Origin of the sequence: Leptolyngbya sp. FACHB-8 (genome assembly GCF_014695575.1) — a bacterium.
Taxonomy (GTDB): domain Bacteria; phylum Cyanobacteriota; class Cyanobacteriia; order Elainellales; family Elainellaceae; genus Vacuolonema.
In genome coordinates this window covers 1-22,974 of record NZ_JACJOO010000079.1, presented here as the reverse complement: position 1 = coordinate 22,974, position 22,974 = coordinate 1, and the positions used below count along the sequence as shown (strand labels likewise).

Below are 22,974 nucleotides of genomic sequence, written 5' to 3'. Positions count from 1 at the left end.
ATCGCCCATCACATCCGAAGAGAGAGTGGAGCAAAGCCCACTCTCTTTTTATTTGGCATCTAATTGATCAAAACCCGCTCAAAAGTAGGGGCAGGTTTAGCAGACAACCCTGGCTCCCCTATTCAATCTCTCGGCAAAACCTGCCTCTACAGTTTCATCAGGACGTACGCATTTGTGTTGTGGGTGGGGTGCTTCGCACCCTACCCACAACACAAATACACTACAGATAATAAACTCGCGTAAGTTCTGTCCATGCAAAAAAATGGGCGAAAACTCAAGTTTTTCGCCCATTAGCAGAGGGTAGTCAAATCAGTTGTAGCGAGCCGTTATTTCTGCTCAGGGAACATACATTTGTCGCTATCACATCCCGCAGGGCCAGCCTCAAACAGATCACCGGAATCATAGCGAGACAATGCCGCATAGAAATCCGTGGTGCGTTGCCGTTGCTTCACCTCGGCTTCCAGTCGATCAAACGTTTCTCTGTCGATCTTCTCGAACGGCAGGCGTGGGAAAGGAGCGTTGAAGCGGGCCAGGAGTGCGGCGCTAATATAGCCTTCATCGTTGGCGATCGCCCCATAAATTGCCTGGGCCAATGGCTCCACCTCATGCTCATTGAGCTCGATGGTGGCGCTGGTGTTGTGGGCCGTGTAATACTTCTGCACCTGCATGTAGAAGTCAAACTGGGCCAGAGCCGAGAAATTCTCAATGATGATTTCATCAGCCCCCGGCATATCTGCCCAGGGTACCCGCACCGGAATTTCCACCAACCACTCGGTACAACGGGGATCGAAGGGATCATTCAGCAGGTTGCCCTCTTCGTCCTTGTCAGATTGAGATGGCACAATGTTGTAGCCATACTCCATACAGGCCAAAGCGACGGGATCATTCTTGCGGAAGGTAATGCGACGGATGAAGCGCTGCGCCTTGGGTGGATGCCAACCGGGGCTGGCGTTGGTCAGCAGAGATTTGGTACCCGCAGGCTGGACGGTCGTGCAACGGTTGGGGCGATTGAGTTGATGGCGATCGCAATACTCCCACACCGCCTGATGCACGATCTCTTTCCAGCGGCTCAGGTATTGCTGCTCCTTCTGTTTGAATTCCAGCCCCTTCATGGTGTCAGGCCGCCCTTCCGCCCACCAGTGCAGCCATTCGACGCCAAAGGCTTTCACAAAGAAGTCGAACAGGCCGGTGAAGGAAACTCCCACAATCGGGTCTTCCAACCGTGATTGTTGGTAACGCGGCTCCATAAATTGGTGGTTCAGGAGTGAAGCCACGGACAAGGCTGCCGCTGTAAAGGCTTCTTCCTGGGCCTTCAGATCCTTTGGATCAATCTGGTTAAGGTGAACCTCCGCCAGGTTGCAGTGGAAGTTTTGCCCCAAAATTTCGCCGCAGTTATGAGCGACAAGACCGTTTGCATCAAAACAAGCAGGGCCAGGCACCGTACAATCGTAAACGGCTTCAATCCCATCTGCGTCAATAGACGCCACGGTCACCGCAAAACGTTCACGATTCAGTTTGCGTTTGTAGCCCTCTAACACTCTGTTTAGCTTCTCGGCCTTATGGGGCTCACGGAACCCAATGATTTGCTGGAACCAGTAAAGATTGTCATTCGCGATCACAAGCTCATGCTGTGCTTGGCAATAGTAAGGAGCCAATTTGCGATCGCTATCCGGCATCAGTCGATACCCCGCAGGACGCCGCCCTTGGTAAATCGTTGAAACAATTCCCATACGGGCAAGCATCCGTTGCACAGCCTTTAGAGAATCTAAATTACTTTGGGCCAGCCTGACACTTATACCTTTATTCTGGGTGCCTTGAACGCTTCCATCGGCATCGAAGAATCCCTGTAGAAAGCCTTGATAGAAGCCGTAGCTGGCTTCTTCTATGACAGAAGTAATGCGCTTTTGGCCAGGCACTATACCAAATTGTGCAGCCAATTTAGCTAATCCAGTCGAGGCAATGACGCGATGCTTAAGTTGCGTGTGGTAACACGCTTCAGCAGTCGTCGGCTCATACCCTACAGCTAACTGCAATAAGCTGACTGCATGATGGCTCATCTCATTTTGAGATTCCTCCCAGTACCGTAAAACTGCCGTATCATTCCACGGAGTTTTTGCAAGGCTACCGTCACCTAGTAGATTGCCCAAAAGCCATCCTTCTTCTTGAGTACCGTCCCCATCCCAGGGAGTAATGTCGCGATGGTTATGAAGAAGAATGCGATCGCCCGGTTGCAACTCTTCTGTTGCGACCCAATCGGTGTACTGGGCCTTCTGAGTCTGGGCTGTTACCTTTAAGACCTTATGATTGCCTGTGAGGCGAAGCTCGTATCCTTCACGGGTCGTCAGCTTCAATACAGGCTTTGTGCCAGAATAGAAGAACCCTTCTGGAGTTGTGCTAAACAATTCCCCGTTGATATAGGTGCTGTGCTGTTTGCCTAGCAAATCTTTTACTTGTCGTGGTCCATGCTCGGTATGAACCCAGGTATCGGCGGTTACACAAGGATTTAACCCATAGCGACCTTCGCCCTGGGCACGACGCTCAGCTTCCCCAGCCCACTGGATCGCGCCTTCTCCTGAGTAGAATTGCTTGCGAACTGCATCAACGCATTCTTCTAGAGTCGGTTTGCGATGGAAGACGCGGGTGTGGTTCGCCATCCGTAGGGAATCCCGTTCAGGATCAATGCGCCAGTTGCCGTTGGCATCCTGCATCCACAGGTTGTCTTTGGCGGCGGCGGCGAGGGTATCTTCGCTGTCGAACTGACGCATCCCCGCGCTCCTCCGGATGTTTCCGGCGACGACGCAAGCAGCGGCTTCGTCAATCAACAGGCAGCATTCCACGGAATTCAACTGACGCCCGATCGCCTTATTCAAAATCCGCGCGCATCGCTCATACAGACCGGGTAGGCGGATGGGATTTGCCATCCCTCCAAAGCCCTTCAACCGCTCTCCGGCAGGACGCACGGAACCTAAATCGACTTCGACGCCAACTTCACCCGAGAAACGCTCATCGGTGGAAAGTTCCAACAGCGTTTGGTAAGAGGTCACCCAACCCTGGCGACTGTCACCGACCTTGATAAGAACACGGTTACCCTCAAAGATAACTTCTGTGCGGTCTTGCCGCTGATCGGGAGGAACAGTTCCGATCTCACCCACAATCTTTACAACGAGAGGGTTCCGAATGGCAGGCAACTGGTTGATGTACTTCGGCTCCAGAACAGCCCCCGTGCCACAGCCCATCATGGCGAGATCCATCATCAAGCCGAAGGCGCGCCAGTCCACCACGTTGGTACTGGTACAGTTATAGGCTCCCGAAAAGTTTTCGGGGCGCTCGGCCCACTCGGTACCACCCACCCAAAGCCAGCGACCGGATGGCAGGCTGTAGAGGTTGCGCTGCATCCGCTTGAGCAGATCGGCTTCGCTTTCGGTGAGTTTGCCCAGCTTGATGATGCCGCTGAGGGTGCGATCGCACACATCGTCCCAGGTTTCACGACGGTTTGCGGCGACTTCTCCTAAACGGCTATACGTGCGATAGAACACCGGGTTGGCCGCTGGGGCAGAGGCCGGAAACGGACTGGTTTGACTTGGGCGATCGATGTTTTGAACCATACAACACTCTCAGCGACAGCGGGTGAAGGGAAGGTAGGAAATCGTAAATATAGAGCGTTTGCTATTTTGAGCGAGATTAATACTTAACACCATAGGTAGGAAGTTTAGCACTACTAAAACGCTATGGACAGCATTCCTGAGAATTTTGAGTAAGCTTCTCTTTGTTTATGGAGAATACTAAATATGGAAACGATAGGTTTAGAAATTAGTTCTTATGTTCTATAGCAATATGTTAACGTACCCATCAGAGGGAGTTTGCCAAGGATGTGTATCAGCATGGTGTCTTGTTATGTCTCCTTCAGGTTGAGCTATTGACTGAGCCCACCACTTCTTGTCTATTTGGATCACCTTGATTTGCATTCAAGAAACCCAGTGTTTCTGAAAACACTGGGCTTTTTAGCTTCCTATAGGCTTATAAGCAGTTGGTAAAACTTGCCTTACCGACCAGTGCTTGCACGATACGCGAAGCAGTGAGGGAGGCGATCGCCCTCACCCACAAAAAAAGGCTACTCCATGGAGTAGCCCAAAGATAAAGCTGAATTATTCAGCTATTAACAGACTTAATATTCGGGAACTGAAGAATCAACTTCACGGCTCCAGGCCAGGATACCGCCTTTGACGTTGGTGCCTTCGATGTTGGCCTTTTCCTTCAGGATGGACAACGCCTTCGCCGATCGCATACCACTCTTGCAGTGAACGACAAGTCGATGGCCGTTGAGCATTTCCTGAACCTTAGCAACCCCATCGCCGTTTTCAATGTCGGGCAGGGGCACCAGCACAGCACCAGGAATTTGAGCAATCTCGTACTCGTTAGGGTTCCGTACGTCCAGCAGCAGGAAGTCATCAACACCACTGTCGAGCAGTTGCTTCAGTTCCGTGACGCTCATTTCGGAGGTCTCAGCCGCTGCGGCCTCTTCCGCTGCTTTCGCTTGAGGAATACCACAGAACTCCTGGTAATCGATCAGCTTTTCGATCACGGGACGGACCGGGTTGGGCCGCAGCTTCAACTCACGGAACTTCATGTTCAAGGCATCGTATAGCAACAGGCGACCGCTCAGAGTACTGCCTGTTCCCAGAATGATCTTTACCGTTTCCGTTGCCTGAATGGTGCCAATTACACCGGGCAGCACTCCTAACACGCCACCTTCGGCGCAGGAGGGAACCATTCCGGGTGGCGGGGGTTCGGGGTAAAGGTCGCGATAGTTCGGGCCATCCTGGTAGTTGAAGACGCTGGCCTGCCCTTCGAAGCGGAAGATCGAACCGTAAACGTTAGGCTTGTTTAGCAGAACACAGGCATCGTTTACCAGATAGCGGGTGGGAAAGTTGTCGGTGCCATCAACGACGATATCGTAAGGTTCGACAATATCCAGTGCATTCTCAGAGCTGAGCATCGTTTCGTAGAGATCAACCTGACAATGGGGATTGATCTCTAGAATGCGGTTTTTCGCGGAGGCAATCTTGGGTTTGCCGACCCAGGAGGTGGCGTGGATGACCTGACGTTGCAGGTTGGAATTATCGACTACATCAAAGTCCACAATTCCAATACGACCAATCCCTGCAGCCGCCAAATACAGCAGCAAGGGAGAACCTAAACCGCCTGTACCAATGCACAGTACGCTAGCAGCTTTAAGACGCTTTTGCCCATCAACGCCGACCTCGGGCAGAATGAGGTGACGCGAATAGCGTTCGTAATCGTCTTTTGTAAGCTGGATCTCGTCTAAATTTGGATTCAGCATAGAACCGTTGAGGAAAACGATAGGGACATTCGGGGGCAAGAGAACAGGGAAGGAGACGGATTAAGCCAGGGGTATTTCGAAAGGCTCTGGTATGTCAATTCCATCCTGGATAATAAGCGGATCTAGTTGAAATTGATGCTGCTCGTCAAGGGTCCAGGATGAAAAATCACAAACATCGCCCTTCTGTACAGAAAGGATTAAATAGCTATACCGGGGCCAGGCCATTTGGCGATCGCATTCCGACGGCTTAGGCGGATGATCGGGGTGGGAGTGATATATCCCAACGACATCGATCTGCTGTTCACGACCATAGCGTTGAGCCTTTAGCAAGTCTTTGGGGTCAACCCAATAGCGATCGCCCCGACTATGAGGTGCCGTAGAGGGATCAGGCAACCCATACTCACTGACCAAACTGGCATCCCAGGCATTTTGCACCGGCCAAACCTCAGACACCATCGTTTTTAGGTCGGGCTGCAATGTGCCGAGTAGCAGTCCACAGCATTCCTCTGGATACGTTCCCTCAGCGTGGCGCCGAATTTGCTGAAACTGAGCCGCGGAAAGGTGGAGAGTCATAACACGATTGTTTGCCTTGACCCTATGCCATAGGGCAGATAGGTTACCAGCGTAACAGGTCTGGGGGGCTCATGGGGAAGAGGCAGGGCGATAAGCTACCGGACTCAACCAGAGGTAATGACTTGTAGACCCCAAAAACTTAGATGTTGAGTCGTTGATAGATGACATCCAGGTTTTTCAGTTGCTCGGCAGGATCGAAGCAATGGGCGATCTCTTCGGGGGAGAGGTTGGCCGTAACTCGCTCATCCTTCGAGATCAGGGCGCGGAAGTCGCCTTCGGGGCGGTTCCATGCCGCATGGGCGTTGGATTGCACGATGCTGTAGGCTTCCTCTCGGCTGAGCCCTTTGCCCACAAGAGCCAACAGCACTTTCTGGCTAAAGATTACTCCGCCATACACGTACATATTGCGCTGCATGTTTTCGGGGTAGACCAGCAGATTCTTGATCAGGTCGGTAGTTTCCACCAACATGAAGTGCAGCAGAATGCAGCAGTCGGGCAGAGCAACACGCTCAACCGAGCTGTGGGAAATATCCCGCTCGTGCCAGAGGGCAACGTTTTCCAACGAGGCCATGGCATGGCCTCGCAGAATCCGCGCCATTCCTGTCAATCGCTCAGAGCGAATAGGGTTGCGCTTGTGGGGCATGGCGGAGGAGCCCTTCTGACCTTTAGAGAAGAACTCTTCTACTTCCAGCACGTCGGTGCGTTGGAGGTTGCGGATCTCAACGGCGAAACGCTCGATGGATGCGCCTACTAGAGCCAGGGTTTGCAGGAATTCGGCGTGGCGATCGCGCGAAATCACCTGAGTTGAAGCAGGATCGGGCTCTAGCCCAAGCTTCTGGCAGGTCAATGCTTCGATTTTGGGGTCAATGTTGGCGTAGGTGCCCACAGCACCGGAGATCTGGCCCACTGCAATTTCTTTGTGGAGGCGGCAGAGGCGATCGCGATGCCGCAGCATTTCTGCCAACCAACCCGCCAGCTTGAAGCCAAAGGTGATCGGCTCTGCATGAATCCCATGGGAACGCCCCACCATTACGGTGTCGCGGTGCTGTTGAGCCTGGTAACGGATGGCCTGAATTAGGGCTTCCACATGATTTACAATCACATCCAGGCTGGCCACCATTTGCAGCGAGAGAGCCGTATCCAGCACATCGGAGCTGGTCATGCCCAGGTGGATGTAGCGTCCGGGTTCGCCCACGTACTCGTTCACATTGGTGAGGAACGCGATCACGTCATGGCGCACTTCGGCCTCGATTTCCAAAATGCGTTTGACATCAAAGGCTGCTTTTTCTTTGATAATGTCGACAGCTTCCTGGGGGATGTAGCCTAACTCTGCCTGCGCCTCGCAGACTGCAATCTCCACCTGGAGCCATGTCTTAAATTTGTATTCGTCTGTCCACAAGTCGCCCATTTCGGGCAGAGTATAGCGCTCAATCAAGGCTCAGTCACTGAAAACAACCGATATATTTTACTACTGGATCGGACACACCCTGGAGACCCATTTTCTTGAAGGAAACGGGCTTCCAGGGTGTGATTGTGTCTACACAGATTGAATCTGTTACTCTTCAGCGATCGCCGGTTCTGCGTCAGAATCTGTTGCATCTAACTCAGCAATCGGGAGTTCTGCGCTGGAAGTTGTAGCATCTGGGTCAGCGATCGCCCCATCCGCGTCAGTCGCTTCAGGTTCGGGTTCGGGAGCCGGGAATTCAAACTTATCGCGAATAAATTCGTAGATCCCCACATATTTCTCACCGGGATCCCGCCAGGAGTAGTCGTAGGCCATGCCTTGCAACGCTAACTTCTGGAAGTAGTCGGGGGCATTGTACCAGAGGTCAATAGCACGACCCAGAGCCGATTCCAACGCTACATTATCCGATTGATAGAACACAAAACCATTGCGTTCCTCGGGTGAGTGTTGCTGGTCGTAATCCCAGTCAAACACGGTGTTGACTAAACCGCCCACACCCCGAACAACGGGTACAGTGCCATATTTTAGGCTGATAATTTGGGTTAAGCCGCAGGGCTCGTAATTGCTAGGAACGACAATCATGTCAGCTCCCGCATAGATTAAATGCGACAGCTCTTCGTTGAAGCCCAGTTCTAAATGAATATTGGGGTTGGTGCTGAGAAATTCTTTTTCATGGCCGAACCAGTCATTAATACTGGCTTCCGTTCCCGAGCCCAGAAGCACAAATTGTGCCCCTCGACTCAGGGCATAGTACATAGAGTGATGCACCAGATGCACCCCTTTTTGCCCATCCAGGCGGCCGATGTAGCAAACGATTGGCTTGCTGGGGTCATCAGGCAGCCCCAACCGTTCTCGTAGCGCCTTCTTGTTGAGTTGTTTGACCTCAAACGTTTCAGGGCCGTAAGGATAGGGGATATAGGTATCGAGTTCGGGATTCCAGATGTTGTAATCAATTCCGTTCAGGATGCCGCCAAACTTATAGTGGTGTTGCTCCAGAGTGCTTTGCAAGCCGCATCCCTCTTCCGAGAAACGAGCTTCCCAGGCATGGTGAGGCGACACGGTGTTGACGTGGTTGGAGTAAACGATGCCGCCCTTCATGTAGTTGATAATGAAGGGGTTGAAGTTGTCTTGTAGGCGATCGGGCTGGAAGTAATAGCCTTCCTGGTTCAGGCCTGTGGCCCAAAGTACCTCAACGCCGCCAAAGCCTTGATGCTTAAAGTTGTGGATGGTGTAGCACACGCGCTGATGCCACATGCCATTCCACTTGTAGATCTCAAACAGCATCACGGGAACAAGACCCGTCTGCCAGTCATGGCAATGGATAACGTCAGGTTTTTTATTAGCTTGTTGTAAAAATTCCAGAGCAGCTTTGCTGAAGAAGGCAAAGCGCATGTTGTCGTCTTTGCAGCCGTAGTAGCAACCGCGATCGAAGTAATTGTCGGCAGAGTGAGGCCGGATGAAGAAGCACAAGCGACCGTGCACCCAGCCACAGAAGACAGAGCAGTGCACTGTGCTACCGTACCAGGGCACCCACAAATCCCGGTAGGCTTCGTGCAGCCCCCAGATGTGGTCGTAGCGCATATTGTCGTACATGGGCAGGATCAGTTCGACACAATGGCCCCGCACTTCGAGTTCTCGGCTCAAGCCATACACGACATCGCCTAGTCCACCCGCTTTAATGACGGGGGCGCATTCGGAAGCAATTTGCACGATATACATTGCGATTCCCTACCTAGCGATGGTGCAACATTTTGTTATCTTTACAAAAACTATAGGTTTACGGAATTACTGACAAGAGTGTCGCGGCTTAAGCTTCGGGTAATGGTTCCGATCCCGCTGCCAGCAATTCAGTAATAGAGGCGTGTTTCAAGGCGATATTAGGATCTCGCTGAATAGCTTGAAAATATCCTTTTTCGAGGGGCGTGCCAAATTCCGCAGGGCGGAACATCATACGGGCCTGTTCCAGGAGGGAGATTGCCTGCTCGGCAGGCACCACTTCTTTTGACATCAGCACGTCGTCCATCTGCACGATGAATTGGGACATGGGCCGCAGCCACTCGAACCACTCATGCTCAATGACGAGATTGAAGAATTGGGCGTTGTTTTGGATGCGGCCATAGTACTGCTCATAGGTAGCGCGCTCAGAGTTAAGCAGCGCCTTGTGGAGATCAAGGAGCGCCAGGCGAACAGTGCGTAAGCGTTGAAATGCGGGGCCGGAGTTCGGAAACACGGTCATGGCAACCAGCGGAAATGAGCAAGACTGCTTTCTATTTTGTCAGGCTGTTGCTTTCTTGACAGCCAATCTCATCCATAAGCATTTCAGCACTAGCGTGTTGTGGGTGGGGTGCGAAGCACCCCACCCACAACACATAAATCCTACATTTTTTGATTTTGCATGCACGAAGCATACGCAAAATCAAAAATTCCAGAGGAACGAACGGGAAAAATTCTTAAGCTCTTCCCCAATCTGAGGATCTTGCAGGTACAGTCACAGCTAGGAGGTCGGTGTTGCCGATCCCCTGCGATCGCCCCCTCAACTACTCTCCCTGCGGGTGCATTTGAAACGCTTATTTTCTGGGTTTGCCCATACAAATAGCCGTAACAAGCATCCTCAATGGGGGCGGCGCTTCTTCAGCCCCTTTATGTCAGAGCTACCATGATTGCCACTACGCTTCCCCCTCTTGAGGACACTCGATTCGGCCTGCCCAATATCTGCGGGGAGGAAGCGCGGATTCGCTCCGTCACCCATTCCTGTGATCCCGTCTTCCTCTCCATAACGAATCAGCGATTGGAGAACGTCACCGCTGGGTTTGCCTGCGCTCTGCACATGCACCAACCCACGATCCCCGCGGGTTGGGAGGGCAGTCTGATCAGTCATTTGCAGTATATGTTTGAGCATTCCGGCGAGGGGGATAACCACAACGCGGGGGTATTTGCCGAGTGCTATGGTCGCATGGGGGATTTTATTCCTCAGATGGTGCATGAGGGCTGCAATCCACGCATCATGCTGGACTATTCGGGTAACCTGCTGTGGGGGCTACGGCAGATGAACCGGGACGACATTTTGGGAAAATTGAGGCGGATTACGTGCGATCGCCAATACCAGCCCTATGTGGAGTGGCTGGGCACGATGTGGAGCCATGCCGTCGTTCCTTCCACCCCGATCCCCGATCTCAAGCTACATATTCAGGCGTGGCAGCATTACTTCGCGGCACTCTTCGGTTACGAGGCTTTAGCCCGAGTTCGTGGTTTCTCTCCGCCAGAGATGCATCTTCCCAACCACCCCGACACGCTTTACGAGTACATCAAAGCTCTGAAGGAATGTGGCTATCAGTGGCTTCTGGTGCAGGAGCATTCGGTTGAGACGCTGGAGGGGCATGGTTTGCCCCATGACCAGAAGTACATTCCCAATCGCCTGGTTGCCCGCAATTCTCACGGGGAAGTTATCAGTATTACGGCTCTCATTAAAACTCAGGGCTCGGATACTAAGCTGGTGGCGCAGATGCAGCCCTACTTTGAGGCGAAGGGCCGGGGGCGGCAGACGGTTGGATCTGTGGAAGTTCCCTCATTGGTGAGCCAGATTGCGGATGGAGAAAACGGCGGCGTCATGATGAATGAGTTTCCCCGCGACTTTTTCCGTATCCACTATGAGATTCGCGAGCAGGGGGGCGGCCTTCACGGTACGGTGCCGATGAATGGTACAGAGTATCTGGAGTTAATTGAAGCGGCTGGGGCGAAGCCTGAGGATTATCCGGTCTGTCAGGCGGTGCAGCAGCATAAGATCTGGCAGCGAGTGGAACCGGAGCAGGCGAGTCCGGAGGCGATCGCCCGAACTATTCAAGACCTTCAGCAAAGCGATCCTCATTTTCATATGGATGGGGCATCGTGGACGGATAATTTGAGCTGGGTGCGTGGTTACGAAAACGTTTTGGAACCTATGAATCAGCTCAGTGCTGCTTTTCATCAACGATTTGACGAGCCGTTAGCAGCGGATGCTGGCGTTGCCCAAACTCCCGAATATCAGAGAGCTCTGCTCTATAACCTTTTGTTGCAAACGAGTTGCTTCCGCTATTGGGGCCAGGGTGTCTGGACGGATTATGCGCGGGCTTTGTATGAGCGGGGCATGGATGCAATAAAAGCGTGAGAATTTTAGTCAGGACATGAGAAGGGAGTGAGTGCGAAGCACTCACTCCCTTCTCATGTCCTGACTATTCAGTGGAGAAGTTGCAAGGACCCTGCTTGGAGGCGCGTCGCCCTCCAAACCTCCCGACTGGGGGAGGGACAGCCCGTCCCCCAGACCCCCTACAACCTCAGTTCGGGTTAAGGGCTTTTTCGAGTGCCGCGCTTCGCGCGGCACTCGAAAAAGCCCATTATTGCGTGCGCGTCGCGCACGCAATAATGGGCGGTTCGGCTTATCCCGAACTGACGTTAGACAAGGAGGTTTTGCAGGGGTGGTGTTAGGCCGCTTCGCATCTGTGGGGTTTTTGATCAGGTTTGGGTGGTGTTGTTTGCTTTGATGCAAACTTCTAGGGGGGCGTCTGTTTTGATGGCTTGGGGGTTGAGGTGGGTGCGGCAGGCGCGATAACCCCAGGATTGTAGGGTTTGAATCAGGTGCGATCGCTCTCCCACATCACATTTCCCCCGGCGTCCGATTTCCCCCAGGGGAAAAAAGTAGGGAGGCATCTCGGATTCATCCTGCATGACTGTGAGCAATTCGCGGGTGGTTGTCCAGTTCCAGGTATCTGCCTGGGTTTGCATGGCGGTGAGGTAACGATCGCTATGCAGCGCCCCTAACCACATGGGCCCGCTGAGGCTAAAGGGGTGGCTGTCGTTGGGACAGCGTGCCTTTCCTAACTTCTGCCAGGAAATTGTCTGGTAATTGCCGCAGGTATGGCAGTAACCAAGAAAGCCGTAAGTGGTCTCTGAAAGGGTTGTTTGGGATTGCAGTCGCAGCATTACCCGCCAGGTTTGACCGCAAAACCAGGAGAAAATGGGGACGATACCCAACCCTCGGGAGGCGGCAAGTTGTGCGGCGCTACCGATGAGCAACCGCAACCCCTGCTCATGCACAGCGGGGTGAGAGCGGGCATAGGCTCCGTAGGCAGCGAGGGAGGAGTGGGGCGATCGCCCTCCTATGGCTCGTCCATCGGTGCTCGTAATATAAAGTAGCCCTCCTAGCGCCACCGCCCATAGAGCAGAACTTAGATGAGGGGCAGCGCTGCCAAAGCCATCTACATCTACCAGATCGTAAAAATCTCGCTGGCGATAGCATTCAAAAAAGACTTGATTGGCATCCAGATCGGTCACTTGGTAGCGCGTTGTAGGAAGCGCCTGCTCTAAGTTTCTCCTGAGAATGGAGCCGACCTCGGGATTGCCATCATTGGCCCAGACCCAATCAGCCTCACTTTCCAGGGCGTAACGGAGCGATCGCACTCCACAGGCTGCCATGCTGTCCAACACCCTCAGCCGTCCGACTTCGGCGCGATAAACTGCAGCCGCCAACACTCCCAGATCTCGGGCCCGGTAGCTTGGGTGACGGTAGAAGGCACCTCCTATGCGAAACCGGGCTTTTCCTTCCTGGTGCTCGGCTTCATCATTACCCTCAGGGGCCATATCTACCCTTCCCAATCAGCACAAAACCCGAATATACAGCGTTTATGGCTGTATATTCGGGCGCTAAGTCGAGGTGTATCAAGACGGGCGAGAGCTTTGAAAAATGCGCAAGTCCGGCTGTCTTTTGCTCTCTGCTTGCTAGGGCACGCTTTAGAGCTCGTTGGAGAGGTTTTTTTACACAAAGGGTACGAAAAAACTTCTCAAGCAAGCCTTAGTTTCCGAAGATGCTATCAATGATGTCCACAGCCCGACCGAAGGGTGTCAAGGCCCGAAGGGCGACATCAAGGAAATTCAGGTTCTCGTCTTTCGGCACGATGACCACATCTCCTTCCTGTACCTGGAAATCGTCCATCAAATTTCTCAGATCCATATCATGGCGTTCAACCTGGCCCTGCTCGTTCATCCGCACGAAGACGACGTCATCCAACTCGGCATCGGTTGTGGGGCCTCCGGCGATCGCCACTGCACTGGAAACTGAACTGTTTGGAGGAACCGCCACTTCACCAGGGTTAACCACCTCACCCACGACCCGGACCCGCACCGTTTCTGGAGCCAGGCTAGACCGGGAAATGAGCCGCTGATCAACCTCGCCACTGGCAAGTCGGGGCACGTAGATAGAATCTCCATCCTGCAGGATCAGATCGGGAGCGAGTGTGCCCGACGAAATAGCATCCCACAGGTTAATGACAGTCGGTTCAGAGCTACCGCTATTGTCAAAGCGGCGGAGCTCAATACCACGAAGGTCGGCATATCGGGTAATCCCGCCTGCCCGCACCAGTGCGGTTGAAAGGCTGGGGGTAACTTCTTCTGCCTGGTTCCCGCCCTGGGTGTTAATCAGACCACGCAGCCGCACAGGACCGGGTCGTTGCACTTCCCCTGTTACGTTTACTTCTACTGGACGGAGCGTTACTAAGGTGACGGCAACATCGGGTTCTACCAGATAGTTGTTCAGGTCACGTTCCAGTTGCAGCGCTAACTGGTCAGGCGTCATTCCGGCTACCTGAACAGAGTTGAGCAGCGGCAACAGAATGGTGCCATCTGACAAAACTACTTTCTGGACCGTCATTTCGTCGTAGCCGTAGACGGTAATCCCAATCTCATCACCTGGCCCCAGAATGTAATTGGGAGCCACTACCTGCCCACCGGAGCGGGTTCCTTGTATGGTCTGAGTGATGCTTGGGGATTCCGGTGCCGTCTGTGCTAGAGCTGGAACTGCCAGCATCAAGCTCACGAGCGATGGGGCCAGCAACGAACTCGAAAACCGCCAGAGCCAGGTTGTTTGTGCCATGTTCAGCCACCGTGTATCGATAAATTCTGAAGGGTAAGGGAGACTGGGGAACCACGCCCGAAGGAACGGTTGCCCAATCTGGTTATTTCGTAAGAGTTGTGAGTGCTATTGGGAGAGCGGGCCGAAACCCTGAATCCAGGGTTTCGGTTGCCCATTAACCTCGGAAGTCACCGGAGCGATCGCGCGCTGCCGTCAAAGTCCGCTCAATAGACTGGCCTAGCGAAGCAGGCAGACTGCGTTGGCCCTGATACTCGCGGGAGTAGTAGAAGTAGCTGTCGGGCTCGTTGCGCACATCGACGCCATTGACCACAATCCCCAGCACGTCTTGACCCGATTGCTCCAGGAAGTCCTTGGTGGCTTTGGCGCTGCGAGAATTGACCACACCAGGCCGTACCATCAGCAGCATGCCATCGACCATCTTCCCGAGCACTGAAGCATCAGCGGTTCCTGACAGGGGTGGTGTGTCAAACAGCACGTAGTCGTACTCGTCCGAGAATTCTCGAATGAGGGCCGACATCCGGTTTGAGTCAAGCAGTGCTACAGGGTTTGGTGGAATAACCCCAGCAGTCAGTACATCCAGATTGGGCATGACTCGCTGCACCAGCGTACGGAAGTCGAGTTGATCAACCAGGGCGTTGCTCAGACCCATACCGTTCGTTAAATCCCAGGCATGGTGTTGAGAGGGATGGCGCATATCGGCATCCACCAGCAGGACTCGGTGCCCTACCTGGGCGATCGCCACCGCCAGGTTTGCCGATACCTCTGATTTCCCTTCCCGGGGAGCCGAACTCGTAATGACCAGAGACTTAATTTCGCGATCGGAGCTGAGGAATTTCAGATTCGCCTGAAGCATCTGATAGGCTTCTGCCACAGGAGAATGCGGGCAATCTTGAGCGATGATACGAGGAATGGAGCGCTCCATGTCACCGTTGGAGCGCAAGCGTCCATCTCGGCTAAAGGAGGGAATGATCCCTAGCAGGGTGTAGCCAAATAGCTCCCGAGCTTCTTTGACCGTTTTCAGCGAACGATCGACCAGATCGAGCATGAGGGCTGTTGCCAGACCTGCCAGGAGACCCACGACACCCCCAAGCAATAGATAGACGCCTTTGCCAGGGCTACTGGGTGAAGCAGGCGGCTCTGCCGGAGAAATTAGACGGGCGTTTCCAGTGTTCTGGTTTTCTGAAACTTGAATTTCTTGAAGACGAGTCAGCAGAGTTTCATAGGTCGCCTGTGCGGCCTGAAGCCGTCGCTCCAACTCCCGCTGGGTCTGCTCCAGACGAGGCAAGACACCCATCCGTTCCCGGTAGCTTTGCTGTGCGCTGCTCAGGGTACGCACCTGATTTTCTAACCCGGCTCGTTGTGCTTCGGCCTGGATCAGATTGGCAATGAGATCCTGTTCAACGCTGCCCGCTTGCAGATCACCCTGCGAGATGCCCTGGGTGCTACCCGCCACTTCACCGACCCGGCGGTTGAGCTCGCTGGTCAGAGCGTCTACCTCGCGCTGGGCACTGGCGATCGCCGGGTGGTTATCCCGGTACCGTGTGCGCTGCACCTCCAGGTTGCTCTGGGCCGTTTGTAGCTGGGTAAAAACTTCCTGAATACCAGGGGCCTGGCTAACCGATGCAACCACCAAAGCTTGTTCTGGAGTGAGGCCCAACTGTCCCTGTAAAATCGATGCCCGAGCAGATGCATCCGTCAACTGAGCCTGAGCCGTGGTGAGCTGTTGCTGCAAGTTCGAGATTACGTCAACGGCTGAGGTCGCCTCTTGCTCCAGGGCAACGACGCCATTGCTTTCTTTAAACTCCCGTAGAGTTGCTTCAGCTTCTCTTACGGCTGCTTCTGTCTTAGGCAGTTGCTCAGCGATAAACTTACGGGCTTCCGCTGCATCTTGCCGCTTAATATCAATGCTTTGTTGGGAGTAGGCTGTTGCAACGGCATTGACGATCGCCGCTGCCTCTTCCGGATCATCAGACTTATACGTGATTTGTAGAATGTCAGTACCGCCGATAGGCTTCGCGGTGAGTGAACTGAGCAATGCGCCGGGCTGTAAAGGCTGGCCCTCGTCATCTTTCAGTTGCAACTCATCGATCACCTTCTGGGCCACGGGGGCAGAACGCAATACTTCGGCCTGGGTTGTCAGAACGCTACTTTCCCGGTCGACCGATTGGTTGCGGTTATCTTCTGCTTGCAAGAGACCAACTAACGCGGTCTGACGGTCCACTTTAAGCAGCAATCGTCCGACTGCTTCGTACTCCGGATCTTTGCGGGTTGCCGCAAACGCTGACAGGGCAACCACCAAGCCAAAGACGGCCGTTGCAGGCAGCCACCGCCGCCGGATAAGTGACCAGAACTTCTGTAAGTCCAGTTCGTCGGGATAGTATTGCTTCGCTTCCATAACAATGCCTCAGACTGACATGCGTCTACAAATGGTTTGTATCCGAACCGAACCCTACTAGAACCCGGAATACCCGGAGAACATCCTCAAGATATTCGGATTTTACGGATCTTCCAATGAAGCTTGAATAAAGCTCTTAAAGTTCGTATGAAGTCAACATAAACTTCAGAGGTGCAAAATTCAGAATCTTTTTCCTGTAAAGGTTTCAGGTTTTCCATAAATTTCCTGAATTCCTTCAAAAACCCTATTCAAACAATTAATTTGCCTTGATAAATAGCGTGATCAAGACGAACATTTCATTCAGACATCTGCCATAAGAGCGAACTTCCTTAATGCCCCTAATTTCGAGATAGCAGACTCCCAATCAACACTCCAGGTTCCTGGAATAAGTCAAAGTTTCCTGAGGAAATCATGGACCGAAGGGGAGAGATCTGAATGCAACAGCATAATTCTTTCAGTAAAGCCTTCATGAACACGATTTCGCCCTATCTGAAGGAATAGATTTTTTACGTTCTACCATTGTTTTATTACGGATTACAACTAGAGCACGGGTTGATGCTTCTAGCTGCAATACGGTAAATACGGATATATTGACCTAGAAAAATGCGGTTATGTGGCGAAATCTTTACACTTCATCTCGAGGCTTCCCATGCAACGCTACGTCTCTCTGCTAAAGCGCTTCTGGGAAACAGCGATCGCTGCCGAACTGGAATATCGAGCTAACTTTGCGATCGCCAGCCTCAGTAGCTTGGGCAGTCTCTCGGGTAGCCTATTCGGGCTCTTCTTGTTCTACCGAAACAATTACACCTTTGAGGGATGGAGTTGGGACGAAGCTCTGATTATTCTGGGCATATTCACAATCTTGCAGGGATTTGCTGGAACCCTACTAAGTCCTAACCTCAGCAAGATTGTGGAACAAGTGCAGAGCGGCACTCTGGACTTCGTCCTGCTCAAGCCGATTGATTCTCAATTCTGGCTCTCTCTACGAACGGTATCTCCGTGGGGAATGCCCGACATTCTGTTTGGCCTGATAATTCTGGGTTATGCGGGAAACCGCTTGTATCTTCCGCTTCAGGGTTATTTGTGGGGCCTGCTTCCTCTGGCTTTTGGGCTGTTTAGCCTCTATAGCCTGTGGTTTATCTTAGGAGCTACAAGCATCTGGTTTGTCAAAATCTATAACGTAACGGAAGTACTGCGGGGATTGCTGGAGGCGGGGCGTTACCCGATGGTGGCTTACCCCGTGGCTTACCGTTTCTTTTTTACCTTCGTGATCCCAGTCGCCTTCCTAACGACCGTTCCGGCGGAGGCCATCTTAGGTCGCGGTAGCGGCGGGTGGATTTTTGCAGCAGGGGGGTTAGCGATCGCCCTCTTCATTGCCTCCCGGCTTTTCTGGCGCTTTGCTCTACGGTTTTACACCAGTGCTTCCAGCTAGGAATATGCACTTGGCATGAGAACACATGGGGGTTATTCATTCAGGTGGGTGGCCTAGGTATAGCGCAATGTGACGTTGATTAGTACGGTGGTGTGAGGCACTTCACGCTCCATATCACCCCACTGAACTTTGTATGAGACTCACCTGTCAAAGTCTTCTTGATAAACATCCGCAACTCTGGCACGATGCCACGGTGCATCCCTTCCTTCAAGATTGCCAACAGGGCACCATTCAGCCCGCTCAATTCAACACCTGGTTGGTGCAAGACTATATCTTTGTGCTGGAATGCACCCGCATGGCAGCGCGTCTCCTCAGTGCCGCTCCTCCCGTGCATTTTGATGTGATTTTGGGAGGGCTGGGGGCATTGAAAACTGAGATCGTTTGGTTCCAGGACAATGCCACCAAGCGCCAGCTTGACCTCTCGGCCTCCCCACAGGCGATCTGTGCAGAATACTGCCAGTACATGCATGACTTGGGTTCCCAACCCTATGCCCTGCAAGCGGTCGGTTTCTGGGCCATCGAAGCCGCTTACAACCAGGCCTGGCAAGGGCACAGTCCTATGCCTGAGCCCTATACCGAGTTTGGCGATCGCTGGGGCAATGCAGGCTTCAGTGCTTATGTCACCGAACTGGGCCGACAGGCAGACGAAGCATTAGCCAGTGCGGATCCCTCCCTCTATCCCCGTGCTGAAACTGTTTTTTTGGAAGTTTCTCGACTGGAGAAAGATTTTTGGCAGATGGCTTATCAGGGGTAATTCATATTCGTAAAACCCATCGTTGTACTCGTTTCATAGGGGGAGAGGCCGTGCATAGCACGGCCTCTCCCCCTATGAAAATAAGGACTCTTATAAATCGTCTAGCATGCTGTATCAGACCCTCTATTGTCATGGGTTTTTAGTATAGTTTTTGGGTGGGAAACGTTTATATGACGTTTCCGGAATGTATTGCCGGGAGCGCATTCTGCTTTCCAATACCTATTAAGGAACCTTTACGTCTAGCCCACAACATCCCAAAAAACCGTATGGTTTTGAATGATAAGTAATCTGCCATTCGGGCTTGATTCCATCACCACATTTTGGCTATGTCGCAACCCACCATTGAATCTATCCTTCAAGAAAATCGCTCTTTTGCACCTCCTGCTGCGTTCGCCCAGCAAGCCTATATCAAAAGCCTGGAAGACTACGAGCAGATTTACGAACGAGCCAAAGCTGACCCCGTCAAGTTTTGGGAAGAGCTAGCCCAAAAAGAACTGCACTGGTTTGAAAAATGGCATACCGCCCTCGACTGGCAGCCTCCTTTCGTGAAATGGTTCGACGGCGGCAAAACCAACATCTCCTACAACTGCCTTGATCGCCATGTCAGCACCTGGCGCAAAAACAAAGCCGCTCTCATCTGGGAAGGAGAACCGGGTGATTCGCGCACTCTTACCTATGGCCAGCTGCACCGGGAAGTCTGTCAGTTTGCCAATGCGCTAAAAGGCCTGGGTATTCAGAAAGGAGATGTCGTCGGGATCTACATGCCGATGATTCCTGAGGCCGCGATCGCCATGCTGGCCTGTGCTCGCATTGGAGCTGCTCATACGGTGGTGTTCGGTGGCTTTAGTGCAGAGGCATTGCGCGATCGCCTCGCCGACGGTAAAGCCAAATTGGTGATTACAGCCGATGGCGGCTGGCGCAAAGATTCTATCGTGCCCCTCAAAGATCAGGTGGATAAAGCCCTGAGCGAAGGGGTCACCACCGTAGACAACGTGCTGGTGGTCGAGCGTACCAAGCAGCAAATTCACATGGAGCCGGGCCGAGATCACTGGTGGCACGATCTCCGCAAAACTGTTTCTGCGGATTGTCCCGCCGAACCCATGAACAGCGAAGATATGCTGTTCATTCTTTACACCTCTGGCAGCACGGGCAAACCTAAAGGAGTTGTCCATACGACCGCTGGCTACAATCTTTACACCCACATCACCACCAAGTGGATCTTTGACCTGCAAGACACCGATGTGTATTGGTGTACTGCTGATGTGGGTTGGATTACGGGCCACAGCTACATTGTCTACGGGCCCCTTTCCAATGGTGCCACCACCGTCATGTATGAAGGCGCGCCTCGCCCTTCTAACCCCGGTTGCTTCTGGGATGTAATTGAAAAATATGGCGTCACTATTTTCTATACCGCTCCCACCGCCATCCGTGCCTTTATCAAGATGGGCGAGCAGCTGCCCAAAGCTCGTAACCTCTCCTCCTTGCGCTTGCTGGGTACAGTGGGCGAGCCCATCAACCCGGAAGCCTGGATGTGGTACTACCGGGTTATCGGCCAGGAGCGTTGCCCCATTGTGGATACCTGGTGGCAAACAGAGACGGGCGGAATTATGATCACGCCGCTACCGGGGGCGATTCCTGCCAAACCCGGCTCTGCCACCCTGCCCTTCCCCGGCGTTCTGGCCGATGTCGTGGACCTGGATGGTAACCCCGTCCCTGATAACGAAGGTGGTTATCTGGTTATGCGGCATCCCTGGCCCGGTATGATGCGAACGGTTTACGGCGACCCCGATCGCTTCCGCCGCACCTACTGGGAGCACATCGCGCCCCGTGATGGACAATACCTCTACTTCGCGGGGGATGGTGCCCGCCGTGATAACGATGGTTACTACTGGGTGATGGGCCGGGTCGATGACGTTATCAGCGTGTCGGGTCACCGTCTGGGCACGATGGAAATTGAGTCGGCTCTGGTGTCGCACCCTGCAGTTGCAGAGGCCGCTGTAGTCGGTAAGCCTGATGAGATTAAGGGGGAAGACATTGTTGCCTTCGTGATGCTCGAAGGTGGCTATGAACCCAGCGAAGACCTCAGCAAGGAGCTAAAGAAACACGTTGTTCAGGAAATCGGGGCGCTGGCTCGCCCTGGTGATATCCGTTTTAGCGATGCCTTACCTAAGACTCGGTCGGGCAAGATCATGCGTCGTCTCCTGCGCAATCTAGCGGCCGGTCAGGAGATCTCGGGTGACACCTCCACCCTGGAGGATCGTTCCGTTCTTGACAAACTGCGGGAAGGTTCCTGAGTATCCATCTAAAAAACTACTTTTTCGTCGGCATAGCGCACGAAAGAGTTAAAGAGCAGGTGAGGTCTGACCTTACCTGCTCTTTATTTGTACAAATGAAATGGCGATCGCAATCCATTAACCAGATACATCGAACTACGTACTTAACGTCAGCTCGGGATAAGCCGAACCGCCCATTATTGCGTGCGCGACGCGCACGCAATAATGGGCCTTTTCGAGTGCCGCGCGAAGCGCGGCACTCGAAAAGGCCCTTAACCCGAACTGAGGTTACTTAGAACCTGTCTTATAACAATACGGCTGAGATTGTGTAGGGCGAATCGGGCGTGGAACCTCTAATAAAGTTAGTTAAAAAATTCCGAATCTGGGTTTCGAGTTTCCTTGCCTATAATTCCTAAACGGGGCGATCGCTTGGGATGGTTTTAGCATGAAAGAGATTCAACAACGCACTGATGCAATTACGCTGGTGATTTCAGAGGTCGTTGAACCCGATCGCCTTCAGGAATATGAAGTCTGGGCAAAAGGAATTAATCAGGCGGTTCAACAAGCTGAGGGGTTTCTAGGGGTTGACGTAATTCGGCCTCGTGACCACGATTACCCAGAGTATGTTGTCATTGTCAAATTTGATCATTACCAACATCTGCGCCAGTGGCTGACGTCATCTACCTACCAAGCCTGGATGGCAGAGGCCCATAAATTTATTTCCGTGCGATCGCAACAAGAACTTCCCAACGGCTTGGAGCTGTGGTTTACATTACCGCAACCGACGCAACAGCGATCGCAGCCTCCCTTTTACAAACAAGTTATTGTTGGTGTTCTAGCGGTCTATCCCTTAATTCTGCTAGCCAACGCAGTGCTCGGCCCATGGTTGAACGGTTTACATCCACTCCTGGGGCTGCTCATTTCAGTAATATTTGTCTCTACCTTATTAACGTATCCAGTTATGCCATGGCTAACCAAACTATTAAATACCTGGTTGTATCCACCCACCCAAAAGCGGTCTAAGAGAAGTCATTAATGGGATAAAACGGGCCGTGAAACTGCAGTTTCACGGCCCGTTTTATAGCTCTATTTAGCAACGGATGGCTACGGGTGTAGTTATTGCTGAATGAATAACACTCCCTGTTAAAGCGTCAATGGTTTTTCGGAATGCTAGAGGTATAGCCTGTGACCAGGCGCATAGGCAGACTGAAACCAACGCTATGGCGAAATCTCATCGGAAGGCTGGAGAAAACATTCGCAAGCTCGCTGCTAAACGTAAGCTCAAGGCTGTGATTGCTTTTTCTGCTGCTATTTTTTCCTTGGTTGGCTCGATTTATTTAAGCAATGCCCTCAAAGGGCTAACAACCCAGCTTTTAACGATTACCTCCACTTCAACGGCGACCACGGTTCAACAACCTGATTTTTCCTATTTGTTCTATATAGTAGGTTTCCTGGTTGCTACTGGCTTCGTATCCCAGGGGCTATTTTTATGGAAACGGGCTCAACATGCTGAACAGGGAGCCGAGGGAGAAGAAGCGATCGCCCAAACCCTTCTCCCATTAGCTCAGGAAGGCTGGCAATTTGAATATGGCTTGATGCTAGGTAAAGGATTAGGCGATGCTGATATTATTGGCCTTTCTCCCAAGGGGAAAGGTTTCGTGATTGATGTGAAATCTCACGGCGGAGAAATTGAGGTACAGGGCGATGGGAGCATGTCACCTTTGCGATGAGTAGAAATGCCTAAGAGGAACTGAAGTGCTGGAAAAGTTAGGTTGTATCAGCGAAAATCAGAGCTATCTACTTCGCAGACAAAGCCATGCAACCTGAACAAGAGCAAGCC

Annotated in this window: 14 protein-coding genes and 1 pseudogene; 6 read left to right on the top strand and 9 right to left on the bottom strand. The window is 52.6% G+C overall.

The genetic code is table 11. The annotated features are described in order from the left end of the window. Positions 1 to 326 precede the first annotated feature (326 nt). The 6 genes and pseudogenes from nrdJ to H6F91_RS22330 form a co-directional block, all read right to left on the bottom strand. Positions 327 to 3,605, bottom strand: coding sequence for a ribonucleoside-triphosphate reductase, adenosylcobalamin-dependent (gene nrdJ, locus H6F91_RS22355; RefSeq protein WP_190771241.1), 3,279 nt, complete (start codon positions 3,603 to 3,605; stop codon positions 327 to 329). A gap of 560 nt (positions 3,606 to 4,165) precedes the next feature. Next, positions 4,166 to 5,341 carry a molybdopterin-synthase adenylyltransferase MoeB gene (gene moeB / locus H6F91_RS22350; protein WP_190771240.1) on the bottom strand — a complete coding sequence of 392 codons (1,176 nt, stop codon included), beginning with the start codon at positions 5,339 to 5,341 and terminating at the stop codon, positions 4,166 to 4,168. A 60-nt stretch (positions 5,342 to 5,401) separates the two neighbouring features. Beyond that, a complete protein-coding gene (locus H6F91_RS22345; protein ID WP_190771239.1) occupies positions 5,402 to 5,914 on the bottom strand; it encodes a M67 family metallopeptidase in 513 nt (170 codons plus the stop codon). Positions 5,915 to 6,053: 139 nt separating this feature from the next. After that, on the bottom strand, positions 6,054 to 7,349 hold the full coding sequence (gene purB, locus H6F91_RS22340; RefSeq protein WP_190771238.1) for an adenylosuccinate lyase: 1,296 nt from the start codon (positions 7,347 to 7,349) through the stop codon (positions 6,054 to 6,056). Positions 7,350 to 7,619: 270 nt separating this feature from the next. Further along, a pseudogene (glgA, locus tag H6F91_RS22335) lies at positions 7,620 to 9,098 on the bottom strand (glycogen synthase GlgA); the annotation flags it as partial. A gap of 88 nt (positions 9,099 to 9,186) precedes the next feature. Then, positions 9,187 to 9,615: a hypothetical protein gene (locus tag H6F91_RS22330; protein ID WP_190771236.1), complete on the bottom strand. Its 429-nt coding sequence runs from the start codon at positions 9,613 to 9,615 to the stop codon at positions 9,187 to 9,189. Between the two features lie 420 nt (positions 9,616 to 10,035). Between H6F91_RS22330 and H6F91_RS22325 the strand changes: the two genes are divergently transcribed. After that, positions 10,036 to 11,523: a glycosyl hydrolase family 57 gene (locus tag H6F91_RS22325; RefSeq protein ID WP_190771235.1), complete on the top strand. Its 1,488-nt coding sequence runs from the start codon at positions 10,036 to 10,038 to the stop codon at positions 11,521 to 11,523. 344 nt (positions 11,524 to 11,867) lie between these two features. On the opposite strand, the gene H6F91_RS22320 is transcribed toward H6F91_RS22325, so the two are convergent. The 3 genes from H6F91_RS22320 to H6F91_RS22310 form a co-directional block, all read right to left on the bottom strand. Next, a complete protein-coding gene (locus H6F91_RS22320) occupies positions 11,868 to 12,992 on the bottom strand; it encodes a tRNA (guanine-N1)-methyltransferase (protein WP_190770247.1) in 1,125 nt (374 codons plus the stop codon). Between the two features lie 211 nt (positions 12,993 to 13,203). Then, positions 13,204 to 14,280, bottom strand: coding sequence for a polysaccharide biosynthesis/export family protein (locus tag H6F91_RS22315; RefSeq protein WP_190770248.1), 1,077 nt, complete (start codon positions 14,278 to 14,280; stop codon positions 13,204 to 13,206). Between the two features lie 154 nt (positions 14,281 to 14,434). Next, positions 14,435 to 16,675 (bottom strand): polysaccharide biosynthesis tyrosine autokinase, encoded by a 2,241-nt coding sequence (locus H6F91_RS22310; RefSeq protein ID WP_190770249.1) that lies wholly within the window; start codon positions 16,673 to 16,675, stop codon positions 14,435 to 14,437. Positions 16,676 to 17,324: 649 nt separating this feature from the next. Here H6F91_RS22310 and H6F91_RS22305 point away from each other — a divergent pair. The 5 genes from H6F91_RS22305 to H6F91_RS22285 all read left to right on the top strand — a co-directional run bounded on the left by H6F91_RS22305 (position 17,325) and on the right by H6F91_RS22285 (position 22,864). Further along, positions 17,325 to 18,107, top strand: a complete 783-nt coding sequence (locus H6F91_RS22305) for an ABC transporter permease (RefSeq protein ID WP_190770250.1) — start codon at positions 17,325 to 17,327, stop codon at positions 18,105 to 18,107. Positions 18,108 to 18,240: 133 nt separating this feature from the next. Then, a complete protein-coding gene (locus tag H6F91_RS22300; protein WP_190770251.1) occupies positions 18,241 to 18,861 on the top strand; it encodes a TenA family transcriptional regulator in 621 nt (206 codons plus the stop codon). Between the two features lie 326 nt (positions 18,862 to 19,187). Continuing rightward, positions 19,188 to 21,155: an acetate--CoA ligase gene (acs, locus tag H6F91_RS22295; protein WP_190770252.1), complete on the top strand. Its 1,968-nt coding sequence runs from the start codon at positions 19,188 to 19,190 to the stop codon at positions 21,153 to 21,155. A gap of 424 nt (positions 21,156 to 21,579) precedes the next feature. Beyond that, complete coding sequence (locus H6F91_RS22290; RefSeq protein WP_190770253.1) at positions 21,580 to 22,170, top strand: antibiotic biosynthesis monooxygenase; 591 nt, start codon at positions 21,580 to 21,582, stop codon at positions 22,168 to 22,170. Between the two features lie 184 nt (positions 22,171 to 22,354). After that, on the top strand, positions 22,355 to 22,864 hold the full coding sequence (locus H6F91_RS22285; protein WP_190770254.1) for a nuclease-related domain-containing protein: 510 nt from the start codon (positions 22,355 to 22,357) through the stop codon (positions 22,862 to 22,864). Positions 22,865 to 22,974: the final 110 nt, after the last annotated feature.